Origin of the sequence: Actinoplanes sp. SE50/110 (genome assembly GCF_900119315.1) — a bacterium.
Taxonomy (GTDB): Bacteria; Actinomycetota; Actinomycetes; order Mycobacteriales; family Micromonosporaceae; genus Actinoplanes.
Map to the genome: position 1 here is coordinate 7,048,013 of NZ_LT827010.1, position 11,436 is coordinate 7,059,448.

12 protein-coding genes are annotated in these 11,436 nt (G+C 71.7%); 8 read left to right on the forward strand and 4 right to left on the reverse strand.

The genetic code is table 11. The features are described from left to right. The first annotated feature begins 233 nt into the window (after positions 1-233). Genes argC through argG form a run of 8 tightly spaced genes read left to right on the forward strand, consistent with a single transcriptional unit; the run spans position 234 to position 7,966 of the window. Entirely contained in the window at positions 234-1,235 is a 1,002-nt protein-coding gene (argC, locus tag ACSP50_RS31525) for an N-acetyl-gamma-glutamyl-phosphate reductase (RefSeq protein ID WP_014693360.1), read from the forward strand. Continuing rightward, complete coding sequence (gene argJ / locus ACSP50_RS31530) at positions 1,232-2,401, forward strand: bifunctional glutamate N-acetyltransferase/amino-acid acetyltransferase ArgJ (RefSeq protein WP_014693361.1); 1,170 nt, start codon at positions 1,232-1,234, stop codon at positions 2,399-2,401. Before argC ends, argJ begins: the two co-directional genes overlap by 4 nt. After that, positions 2,398-3,264 carry an acetylglutamate kinase gene (gene argB / locus ACSP50_RS31535; RefSeq protein ID WP_014693362.1) on the forward strand — a complete coding sequence of 289 codons (867 nt, stop codon included), beginning with the start codon at positions 2,398-2,400 and terminating at the stop codon, positions 3,262-3,264. Before argJ ends, argB begins: the two co-directional genes overlap by 4 nt. Beyond that, positions 3,261-4,415: an acetylornithine transaminase gene (locus ACSP50_RS31540; RefSeq protein WP_014693363.1), complete on the forward strand. Its 1,155-nt coding sequence runs from the start codon at positions 3,261-3,263 to the stop codon at positions 4,413-4,415. The genes argB and ACSP50_RS31540 overlap by 4 nt, the downstream gene beginning before the upstream one ends. Next, positions 4,412-5,344 carry an ornithine carbamoyltransferase gene (gene argF, locus ACSP50_RS31545; protein WP_014693364.1) on the forward strand — a complete coding sequence of 311 codons (933 nt, stop codon included), beginning with the start codon at positions 4,412-4,414 and terminating at the stop codon, positions 5,342-5,344. The genes ACSP50_RS31540 and argF overlap by 4 nt, the downstream gene beginning before the upstream one ends. After that, positions 5,341-5,844: an arginine repressor gene (locus ACSP50_RS31550; protein WP_014693365.1), complete on the forward strand. Its 504-nt coding sequence runs from the start codon at positions 5,341-5,343 to the stop codon at positions 5,842-5,844. The genes argF and ACSP50_RS31550 overlap by 4 nt, the downstream gene beginning before the upstream one ends. Further along, positions 5,841-6,734 carry a hypothetical protein gene (locus ACSP50_RS31555; RefSeq protein ID WP_014693366.1) on the forward strand — a complete coding sequence of 298 codons (894 nt, stop codon included), beginning with the start codon at positions 5,841-5,843 and terminating at the stop codon, positions 6,732-6,734. Before ACSP50_RS31550 ends, ACSP50_RS31555 begins: the two co-directional genes overlap by 4 nt. After that, positions 6,731-7,966: an argininosuccinate synthase gene (gene argG, locus ACSP50_RS31560; RefSeq protein ID WP_014693367.1), complete on the forward strand. Its 1,236-nt coding sequence runs from the start codon at positions 6,731-6,733 to the stop codon at positions 7,964-7,966. Before ACSP50_RS31555 ends, argG begins: the two co-directional genes overlap by 4 nt. Before the next feature lie 65 nt (positions 7,967-8,031). Here the strand turns inward: argG and ACSP50_RS31565 are convergent, their stop codons facing one another. The 4 genes from ACSP50_RS31565 to ACSP50_RS31580 all read right to left on the reverse strand — a co-directional run bounded on the left by ACSP50_RS31565 (position 8,032) and on the right by ACSP50_RS31580 (position 11,196). Then, positions 8,032-9,279 (reverse strand): hypothetical protein, encoded by a 1,248-nt coding sequence (locus ACSP50_RS31565; protein ID WP_014693368.1) that lies wholly within the window; start codon positions 9,277-9,279, stop codon positions 8,032-8,034. Beyond that, positions 9,276-9,929, reverse strand: coding sequence for a SigE family RNA polymerase sigma factor (locus ACSP50_RS31570; protein WP_014693369.1), 654 nt, complete (start codon positions 9,927-9,929; stop codon positions 9,276-9,278). Before ACSP50_RS31570 ends, ACSP50_RS31565 begins: the two co-directional genes overlap by 4 nt. A 235-nt stretch (positions 9,930-10,164) precedes the next feature. Next, the gene (locus ACSP50_RS31575) at positions 10,165-10,518 is read right to left on the reverse strand and encodes an SCO0607 family lipoprotein (RefSeq protein ID WP_014693370.1); all 354 of its coding nucleotides are present in this window, start codon (positions 10,516-10,518) and stop codon (positions 10,165-10,167) included. 81 nt (positions 10,519-10,599) lie between these two features. Beyond that, positions 10,600-11,196, reverse strand: coding sequence for a YdeI family protein (locus ACSP50_RS31580; RefSeq protein ID WP_014693371.1), 597 nt, complete (start codon positions 11,194-11,196; stop codon positions 10,600-10,602). Between the last annotated feature and the right edge of the window lie 240 nt (positions 11,197-11,436).

The window sequence follows — 11,436 nt, forward strand, 5'->3', positions numbered from 1 at the left end:
CCGATACCGACGGCCGCGGTCGGATCCCGCGCGGCTGCGGGCGATGGATCCCGCCCGGTGTCGGGCCCGGCAGAGATGCCGGGAGGCGGGAGCACCACCACGCGAACGTCGCGGAATACGGCAAAACACCGCAGCGGAGCGGCCTCGCGCGCGAAGGTGACTCCGGGCACGACACGGTTGCCCCGCGCAATGCGAGTTGATACGGTTCTCTGCATAGTCATGCGGAGGTAGTTATGGGAATCCGGGTCGCGGTTGCTGGAGCGAGTGGTTACGCGGGCGGCGAGTTGCTGCGCCTGCTCGCCGGGCACCCCGAGTTCGACCTGATCGCGGCGACCGCGCACAGCCAGGCCGGTCAGCACGTGACGTCGGTGCACCCCCAGCTCACCGGGCTGGACCTGACTCTCGGCAGCACCGACGCGGCCACGCTCGGCGACGCTGACCTGGTCTTTCTCGCCCTGCCGCACGGTCAGTCGGCGGCTGTCGCGGGACAGCTGCCGGCCGGTGTCAAGGTCGTCGACCTGGGCGCCGACTTCCGGCTGGAGAGCGCCGAGCAGTGGACCCGCTACTACGGCGGCGGGCATGCCGGCACCTGGACCTACGGCCTGCCGGAGCTGCCCGGCGCACGCGCGGCGATCCGGGCCGCCAACCGGGTGGCCAACACGGGTTGTTATGCGGCCACCATCATCCTGGCGCTCGCCCCGCTGATCGCCGCGGGCGTGGCCGACCCGGCCGACGTCGTGGTGGTCGCCAGCTCCGGCACCTCGGGCGCCGGGCGCAACGCCAAGGCGCACCTGCTGGCCAGCGAGATCATGGGTGACCTGTCGCCCTACAAGGTCGGCGCGCACCAGCACGTCGCCGAGATCAAGCAGGCCACCGGTGCCGACTCGCTGTCGATGACGCCGATCCTGGCGCCGATGCCACGCGGCATCCTGGCCACGGTGACCGCGAAACGACGCAACGGCGGGGACCCGCGTGAGGCGCTGCAGGCGGCCTACGCGGACGAGCCGTTCGTGCACGTGCTGCCCGAGGGCGTCTGGCCGCACACCGCGGCCACCGCCGGCTCCAACTCGTGCCACCTGCAGGCCACGGTGGACGTCGACTCCGGCCGCATCATCGTGGTCAGCGCGCTGGACAACCTCGGCAAGGGGGCCGCCGGCCAGGCGGTGCAGAACGCCAACATCATGTTCGGCCTGCCGGAGACGGCCGGCCTCAGCGTCTTCGGAGTTGCACCGTGACCGTCACCCACCCCCGGGGCTTCCGCGCCTCCGGCGTCGCCGCCGGGCTCAAGACCAGCGGAAACCCGGATGTCGCCCTCGTCGTCAACGACGGACCGGACTACACCGCGGCCGCCGTCTTCACCGGCAACCGGGTGAAGGCCGCGCCGGTGCTGTGGAGCCAGCAGGTGGTCAAGGGCGGAGTGATCCGCGCGGTCGTGCTGAACTCCGGTGGTGCCAACGCGTGCACCGGATCGCAGGGTTTCCGGGACACCCACACCACCGCCGAGCACACCGCCACGGTGCTGCGTACCACCAAGCGGATGATGGTCGGCCCCGGTGACATCGCGGTCTGCTCGACCGGCCTGATCGGCGAGCTTCTGCCGATGGACAGGCTGCTGCCGGGGGTGAACGCCGCGGTCAAGGCGCTCGCCACGGACGGCGGGCCCCGGGCCGCCGAGGCGATCATGACGACCGACACGGTCGCCAAGAACGCGGTGGCCCAGCGCGACGGCTGGTCGGTCGGCGGTATCGCCAAGGGCGCCGGCATGCTGGCCCCGGCGCTCGCCACCATGCTCGTGGTGATTACCACGGATGCGTCGGCGGACAACGAGACGCTGGATGCGGCGCTGCGCGCGGCCACCCGGGTCACCTTCGACCGGATCGACGCGGACGGCTGCATGTCGACCAACGACACCGTGCTGCTGCTGGCCAGTGGCGCCTCGGACCGGCAGCCGACACTCGCCGAGCTGACCGCCGCGGTCACCGAGGTCTGCCACGACCTGGCCCAGCAGCTGATCGCCGACGCCGAGGGCGCCACCAAGCACATCGCGATCGAGGTGGCCGGCGCGGCCAGCGAGGCCGACGCCGTACAGGTGGGCCGCACGGTGGCCGGCAACAACCTGGTGAAGACCGCGTTCTTCGGCAACGACCCCAACTGGGGCCGGATCCTGGCCGCGGTCGGCACCACCAGCGCGGCGTTCGAGGCCGACCGGATCGACGTGGCGATCAACGGCGTCTGGGTGTGCCGCAACGGCGCCGCCGCCGAGGACCGGTCGAAGGTCGACCTGTCCGGCCGGGACGTCCGGGTGACGATCAACCTGCACGAGGGTGAGATGAACGCGACGATCTGGACCACGGATCTCTCGCACGCCTACGTCCACGAGAATTCGGCATACAGCTCATGACCCCGCTGGAGAAGGCGGGCATCCTGATCGAGGCGCTCCCATGGCTGGAGCGCTTCCACGGCGCGACGATCGTGATCAAGTACGGCGGCAACGCCATGATCGACCCGGAGCTGCAGCGCGCCTTCGCCGCCGACATGGTCTTCCTGCGGCATGTGGGGATCAAGCCGGTCGTGGTCCACGGCGGCGGGCCGCAGATCAACCGGATGCTCCAGCGGGTCGGCATCGAGTCGGAGTTCCGCGGCGGCCTGCGGGTCACCACCCCGGAGACGATGGAGATCGTCCGGATGGTGCTCACCGGCCAGGTCGGCCGGGAGCTGGTCGGCCTGATCAACCAGCACGGGCCGTACGCGGTGGGCCTGTCCGGCGAGGACGCCCGGCTGTTCACCGCGGTCCGCCGGGGCGCCACGATCGACGGCGAGCAGGTCGACATCGGCCTGGTCGGCGACGTCGACCGGGTGGACACCTCCGCGGTCGACGATCTCATCGCGGCCGGCCGGATCCCGGTGATCGCCACGGTCGCCCCGGACGCCGACGGGCTGGCGCACAACGTGAACGCCGACACCGCCGCCTCCGCGCTGGCCGTCGCACTCGGCGCCCGCAAGCTCGTGGTGCTCACCGACGTGCCCGGCCTTTACACCAACTGGCCGGACACTTCCTCGTTGACCAGCGAGATCGACGCCGACGCGCTCGCCAGGCTGCTGCCCGGCCTGGAGTCCGGGATGGTCCCCAAGATGGAGGCCTGCCTGCGCGCGGTGCGCGGCGGGGTCCCGTCGGCACACGTCGTCGACGGCCGGGTCGCCCACTCGACGCTGCTCGAAATCTTCACGGAAGAAGGATTCGGTACCATGGTGGTCCCCTCATGACGACGCTCGTCGAACGCTGGCAGCAGTCCATGATGAACAACTACGGCACCCCGGCGATCGCTCTGGTCAAGGGTGAGGGCGCGGTGCTCACCGCCGAGGACGGCCGACGGTATGTCGACTTCCTCGGCGGGATCGCGGTCAACGCGCTCGGCCACGCCCACCCCGCCGTGGTGGCCGCCGTCACGCAGCAGATCCAGCAGGTCGGCCACGTCTCCAACCTGTACATCGCGGAGCCTCCGGTGGCCCTGGCCGAGCTGCTGCTGGCGTTGGCCGGCCGGACCGGCCGGGTGCTGTTCTGCAACTCCGGCGCCGAGGCCAACGAGGCCGCCTTCAAGATCTCCCGGCTGACCGGGCGCACCCACATCGTGGCGACCGACGGCGCGTTCCACGGGCGCACCATGGGTGCGCTCGCCCTGACCGGCCAGCCGGCGAAACAGGACCCGTTCCGGCCGCTGCCCGGCGACGTCACCCACATCGCGTACGGCGACGTCGCCGCCCTGGCGGCCGCCGTCACCGGTGAGACCGCCATGGTCATCCTGGAACCGATCCAGGGGGAGAACGGCGTGGTCGTGCCCCCGCCCGGTTACCTGGCCGCGGCCCGGGAGATCTGCACCCGCAACGGCGCGCTGCTCACCCTCGACGAGGTGCAGACCGGCATCGGCCGCACCGGCCACTGGTTCCACCACCAGGGCGAGGGTGTCGAGCCCGACCTGGTCACCCTGGCCAAGGGTCTCGGCGGCGGGCTGCCGCTGGGCGCCTGCCTGGCCTTCGGCACGGCCGCCGACCTGCTCACCCCGGGCTCGCACGGCACCACCTTCGGCGGGAACCCGGTCTCCTGCGCGGCCGGGCTCGCCGTGGTCCGCACGATCGCCGGCGAGGGCCTGCTCGATCACGTGAAGCGGGTCGGCGAGCAGCTGCGGCGAGGCATCGAGGGGCTGCGGCACCCGTTCGTCAAGCAGGTTCGTGGCGCGGGCCTGCTGCTCGGCATCGTGCTGAACCAGCCGAACGCCGCGGAGATCGCGGCGCGGCTGCTCGACGCCGGCTTCCTGGTGAACGCCGCCAAGCCGGACGTGATCCGGCTCGCCCCGCCCCTGATCATCTCCTCCGATCAGGCGGACGCCCTGATCGCTGCCCTGGACGGTATTCGGTGACCCTGCGCCACTTCCTCCGCGACGACGACCTGAGCCCCCAGGAGCAGTCGGACGTGCTCGACCTGGCCGTCGAGATGAAGGCCAGCCGGTTCGCCTTCACCCCGCTGGCCGGCCCGCGCTCGGTCGCGGTCTTCTTCGACAAGGCGAGCCTGCGCACCCGGCTGTCGTTCGAGGCGGGCATCGCCGAGCTGGGCGGCCAGCCGATCATCGTGGACACGCAGAACACGCACTTCGGCCGCGGCGAAAGCCTGTCCGACGCCGGCCGGGTCGTCTCCCGCTACGTCGCGGCGATGGTCTACCGCACGCACGGTGACGAGCGGCTGGCCGAGCTGGCCTCGGGCGTCGACGTACCGGTGATCAACGCACTGTCCGACGGATACCACCCGTGTCAGCTGCTCGCCGATCTGCTCACCATCCGTGAGCGGTTCGGGACGACCAGGGGCAGAATCATCGCGTACGTCGGTGACGCCGCGAACAACATGGCGCATTCCTACCTGCTGGCGGGCGCCACCGCCGGGATGCACGTCCGGGTGGCCGGGCCGTCCGGCTTCGATCCGTCGCCGTCGGTGGTCGGCCGCGCGTCCGAGATCGCGGCGTGGACCGGCGGGTCGGTCGAGGTGTTCCGCGATCCCCGCGAGGCTGCCGACGGGGCGCACGTGCTGGCCACCGACACGTGGACGTCGATGGGCCAGGAGGAGGACGGCAAGGACCGGCTCACCCCGTTCCGGCCGTACCAGATCAACAGCGGCCTGCTGGCGGTCGCCGCGCCCGACGCGATCGTGCTGCACTGCCTGCCCGCGCACCGCGGCGACGAGATCACCGACGAGGTGATGGACGGCCCGCAGAGCGTCGTCTTCGACGAGGCGGAGAACCGCCTGCACGCACAGAAGGCGCTGCTCACCTGGTTGCTGGCGGTAAACGAGAAGTGACTTCCGCGGTGACTCGTGCAGGCCGGCACGCCCGGATCGTCGAACTGATCCGGGGCCGGACCGTGCGCTCACAGACCGAGCTCGCCGACCTGCTCGCCGCCGAGGGCGTGCAGGTCACCCAGGCCACCCTCTCCCGGGACCTGGAGGAGCTGAACGCGGTCAAGGTCAGCGGCGCCTACCTGATCCCGGAGGACGGCAAGCGGCCGCTGCGCGAAACCACCGGCCAGGGCCCGGCCCGGCTGATCCGGCTGCTCAAGGAGCTGCTCACCGGCGTCGACTCGAGCGGCAACATCGCCGTGCTGCGCACCCCGCCGGGCGCCGCGCAGTTCCTGGCCAGCGCGCTGGACCGGTCGGGTCTCGCGGACGTGGTCGGCACCATCGCCGGTGACGACACGATCCTCGTGGTCGCCCGGGACAGCGGGCCCACGGCGGGCGCCGACCTCGCCGAGAAACTCGGCAACTGGAGCCGGTCGGACACCGACCGTGAGGAGACCCGATGACCTTCCCACCCTCGGTGGAGACCCGCTTCCCGAACTTCGCCGACCACACCGGCAAGCTCGCCGGTCTCGGCGTGGAGTTCTTCCTCGCCTCCAACGAGACGATCCGGCCGCACCTCAACGAGCAGCCGTACGGGCACAAGCTGAGCTGGCTCGACTTCACCGACACCGGTGAGCGGGACTGGTCGGTGCGCGACTTCCTCAACCTGTTCAACGTGATCAACGGCATCGCGTTCGGCGACCGGGGCATCCCGATGCCGCAGTGGGTGATGGTCGACCTGATCCTGATGCCGGCCGCGGCGCTGATCGCCGGCCTGCCGCAGGACGAGTTCGCGGCCATGGTGGAGCGCTCGACGTTCCGCTTCGACACCGACGTGAAGCAGCTGCTGCGCAAGGTGCAGGAGGACATGCGGGCCGGTGGCTACACCGGCCCGGTGCCGGTCGGCGGCTACTGCGCGGCGCCGTCCGCGGAACCCGGGCGCTGGGTGGGGTGGTCGCTCTGGTCGCTGATGCCGGCCGTCGGGCTGGGCAAGGCGGCCAAGGCGCTGGCCCTGTCCGCATACCGCGCGCAGAAGCTCGACGGCGTCACCCAGTACGACAACAGCGCGCTCAAGGTGCACACCGAGTTCGGCGCGCTGAAGGTGCTGGTCGCCACGGTCCCGTTCCACACCTCGCCGGGCTCGTTCGTGTACCAGTCCGATCTGACCCTGCCGGCCGACGCGGCGCTGCCCGAGCCGGCGTTCCTGCTCGACCCGTTCGACTACGACCGCCAGCAGGCGATGCAGAAGGCGATCGAGGCGGGCAGCAGCGAGTTCTACGTGCTTCCACCCGGCCACGTCGTCCAGGACGGCAGGACGTACGTGCCGATCTTCGAAAAGGAACTTCCCCGATGACCAAGCGCAAGATCGTGCTCGCCTTCTCCGGTGGACTGGACACCTCGTACGCCCTCGTGGATTTCCGCGAGAAGGGCTGGGAGGTGGTCACCGCCAACATCGACACCGGCGGCCTGCACAGCGGTGAGGCGGAGGCGGTCAAGGCCCGCGCCGAGGAACTGGGCGCGGTCGAGCACCACGTCGTCGACGCCCGCGCCGAGCTGTACGACCGGGTCGTCACCTACGCGATCAAGGCGAACTACCTGCGCAACGGCGCCTACCCGTCGTGCGTCGGCGCGGAACGCCTGATCCAGGCGGAGAAGGTCGTCGAGGTCGCCCTGCGGGTCGGCGCGGACGCCGTCGCCCACGGCTCCACCGGCGCCGGCGCCGACCACGTCCGGTACGACGCGGTGATCCGCGCCCTGGCCCCGCACCTGGAGATCATCACCCCGGTCCGGGACGAGCGCCTGGTCCGCGAGGAGGAGGCCGAGTTCCTGCGCAGCCGCGGCTTCGCGGTCAGCGAGAAGGTCAAGAAGTACTCGATCAACGAGGGCCTGATCGGCACCTCGATCGGCGGCGAGGAGACCTACGGCTCCTGGGAGTACCTCCCCGAGGACGCCTGGACGTACACGAAGTCGATCGACCAGGCTCCGGAGACCGGCGTCGAGCTGCACCTGACCTTCGACAGGGGCGTCGTGGTCGACGCGACCGTCGACGGCGCCCCGCTGGTCGCCGCCGACGCCCCGAACTACGCGATCCTCTCCGAGCTCAACGTGCTCGGTGGCGCCCACGGCGTCGGCCGCGGCATCCACATGGGCTCCACCATGGTGGGCAACCTGGCCCGGGTCGGGTTCGAGGCCCCCGGCATGCTGATCCTCATCGCCGCCCACCGCGAACTGGAGAAGCTGGTGCTGTCGAACCGGCAGCAGGCCACCAAGGCGCAGCTCGGCAACACGTACGGCGACCTGCTGCACGAGGCCGTCTACTTCGACCCGATCATGGACGACTTCCGCGCCTTCCTCGACTCCAGCCAGACCCGGGTCACCGGCACCGTCCGGGTGAAGCTGCACAAGGGCAACATCGTCCTGCTCGGCTCGTCCAGCCCGCACAGCCTGCTGGACGCCGCCACCCGGGCCGGCATCGTCTACGGCCACGGCTCGTCGGCCTGGACCGGCGAGCAGGCCCGGGCCTTCGCCCACATGTACGCGATGCCGGGCAGCATCGCCCGCCTCGCCGCCAACCCGGCGCCATAGCCGCGGTCCGGCGCGCTCCTCCCCCCGAGCGGGCGCGCCGGCCACCGGTCCGGTCTCATCACCTGCTACCGGTGTCCCGCGGTGCCCGCCATCGTTTCCACGTCGCAGTGCCACAGCACGGGCTGGGTCCGGTGGGCGGCGTTCCGCCCGTCGCCGGCGACGGTCCGGCCGTCGTCGCTGATCACCACCGCGCGGGTGTCGGGCTCACCGGCACCGGGGACGGCGGGCAGTCTCGTCTCTCGCGGTCCGGCGAACAGCACGGATCCTCCCGGCGCACCGGTGTGGTAACCGACCGCCCAGCCGCTGCCGTTGATCGCGGAGATCGCGACGTCGCGGCCGGCAACCGACTCGAACGTCCGGTCGACGACGTTGTACCGGTAGGGACGCAGGGTCTTGTCTCCCGCCGCCACCACGACGCCGGCGACCCAGCCGTCCCGGATGCCGGACGGGTCGAAAACCCGGGCCGGCCGGCCCTGCACGATCGGCAGCGGCAGCAGTTCCCCGGTCCCGTCCGGGTGCCACAGGTAGGGCTGCTCGGGAACACCACCGTGCGGACCGATCGAGCCGACGACGGTGCCGTCCTTGTCGATGCCGATGGCTTCGCCGGTCCCGTACCCGGCGGGCAGGGGCAGGTCCACGGCCGCCTCGCTGACCGATCGCCAGCGCACCGGCACCGGGTGGTCGCCGGCCATCCGGGACCCGACGACCACGCCGGCATCATTGACGGCGACGGCCGTACCCTCGGTGACACCGGGCAGCCGCACCGCCTGAGCACCGACATACGCGTAGGGCCGGTACCGCCGGTCGTCGATGGTCTGACCGACGGCCGTACCGGCGGCATTGATGCCGTTGATCTTCTGGCCCACACCGGGGAATCGGCCCGTCCTGACCAACCGCCCGTCATGCCACAGCAGGATGACGGTGTCACCGTTCCCCTGTTGAGCGCGATAACTGCCGGCGTACCAGCGGCCGGTCGCATCGCCGGCGGTCAGGACGCGCGCACCGGTGCCGGCGTCCGGCATCGGGAGCCACGCCGCCGTGCAGGCGACCGGGGCAGCTGCCGTCGCCGCCGGCGCCGGGTCAGCGGGAGGCTCGCTGCGTCGTTGCATGCGGACGGCCAGGGGCGCCGCTACGACGAGCGCGGCCGTCAGGGTGGCCGCCGTGACGGTGGTACGGATCCGGCGTGCCCGGCGACGGCGCCTGCCCGCGGTGACCGCAGCCGACAGGTCGACGTGCGGGGGCAGGTCCGGCATGGGCGGAAGCTGACTCAGCAGATCCCGGCCGTACTGCTCATCGAACCCACTCCGGCTCACCGCAGCGCTCCCCTCACGGCGTCGACCGAACCAGTGCCGGCCGAACCGGTACCGACCGAACCAGTGCCGCCCGAACCCGCGCCAGCCGAACCAGTGCCGGCCGAACCAGTGCCGGCCGAGCCGGCGCCGACCGGACCGGTGCCGGCCGGCGGATCGCCGATCAAGGTGCGCATCGCGGCCAGTCCGCGGGCCGTCTGACTCTTCACCGTGCCGCTCGAGCAGCCGAGCATGGTGGCGACGACGTCGATCGGCTGGTCGTACAGGAATCGGAGAACCAGCACCGCCTGCTGGCGCCGCGGCAGGCGGGCCAGAGCCGCCTGCAGGTCGGTCCGGTCGGCGATCGGGAAGGCGTCGCCGGACGCCGGCACGACCCCGGGCAGGGAATCGTCGCCGGGGTGGGCGAACAGCCGGATCCGCCACCACCCGCGCCGACGCTCGTCGATGAAGGTCCGCACCAGCATGGTGCGCAGGTATCCGTCGAGGTTGCCGACGTCCCGCAAGGGCCAGCGGACGAAGAGTTTGGTGACGGCCTCCTGGATCAGGTCGTCGGCCTGGTGCATGTCTCCGCACAGGTGGTAGGCGAGACGGCGCAACGCAGGCAGCCGGGCCGCGACGAAACGGGTGAACTCCTCATCCGAGGAGACAGCCACCACTCCTCCTGTCACCGACGACGCGGTCAGCGCGACCATGCCGGCCGGACCGATCGACCGGACCGCTTCTTCCGAAATCCCGGACTTCCACGCACCACACACCCCCGTTGCCGAGCTTCGCGGCGGCCCTTGCCGCCGACTGCCTGACGCGGAACGTGCGGCCACGGGGCCAGCAATGTGAGATTGCCCATATCTGGCGGGTGCCGGCCTGTCCTGCCCGGACGCCGCCGTCGCGTCAGCGGGACGGCGAGACCGCGACACTCACCGCCGGCCGTGGACCGTCCGGGATCTCGTTGCCCTGTGCGTCGAGCCGATGCGACTGCCAGTAGACATCCCATTCGTCCCCGACGTGCCGGGGCACTCTGCCGGCCGGGTAACGGACGAATCCCGGATCGGGCTCCTGTCCATCGGGGACGCAGTAGCTTCCCGGGCCGTCCACCTGCGCCGCCGGATACTCCCCGTCGCTGCACTCCGCATCCTGGAACGTGCAGCCGCTCAGGACCAGGCAGGCCAGCGTCATCGCCGCCACCGTCGCGACGGTGAGCAGGCGCCCGCCAGGGCCACGCGGGTCCCACTGATCATGTCGCATCGGTGACGCCTCTCCTCGGGGGCCATCATGGTGCCATGTGCGAGCCCATCCTCGCGGTGGCCCCGACCCGACGCCCTTCGGCTACGGCTGCGGCGCCGGTTTCGCCTTCTGGGGGTGGAAGGTCTCGTGGCGGGCGAGCATGGCGACGATCTCGGTGATCTTGCGGGCCCGGGTCTCCGGGCGTTTCACCGCGTTGACCCGGTAGATCAGGGCGAAGCGGTTGCCTCTGGTCAGCACGTCGAACATGGCCTGGGCGGCCGGGTCGGCGGCGATCGCGGCGGCCAGGTCGTCGGGGACCTCGGCCTCCGAGGGCGGGGCGTAGGCGGCGGCCCAGCGGCCGTCGGCCTGGGCCGCCTCGACCGCGGCACGGCCGGCCGGGGTCATCCGGCCGGCGGCCTCCAGGCGGGTGACGTTCGCGACGTTGCGCTGGGACCAGGCGCTGCGGGGCCGGCGTGGGGTGAAGCGGATCCAGGACAGGGCGTCGTCGCCCTTGCGGGCCTGGCCGTCGATCCAGCCGAAGCACAGGGCTTCGTCGACCGCCTGCTGCCACGTCAGGGTCGTGGCCGTGCCGCCCTTCCTGGTGAGGGCCAGCCACACGCCGGGTGAGGTCGCATGGTGGTCGGTCAGCCATGCGCGCAGCGCCTCGGCGTCGGTGACGATCAGTTCAACGTCGGCCATGGAGGAAAGGCTAGCCAGGCGGAGGGAACCCGGGGCGGGCAGACCCGGCGGCCACGCCCGGGCGATCTGCCGGCACACGGGCGGGCACGCGGGGGCCGGCGGCGCTCAGGGCACGCGCGGGTCGGCAGCGCTCAGAACACGCGCGGGCCGGCGGCGCTCAGAACACACGCGGGCCGGCGGCGCTCAGAACACACGCGGGCCGGCGGCGCTCAGAACACACGCGGGCCGGCGGCGCTCAGA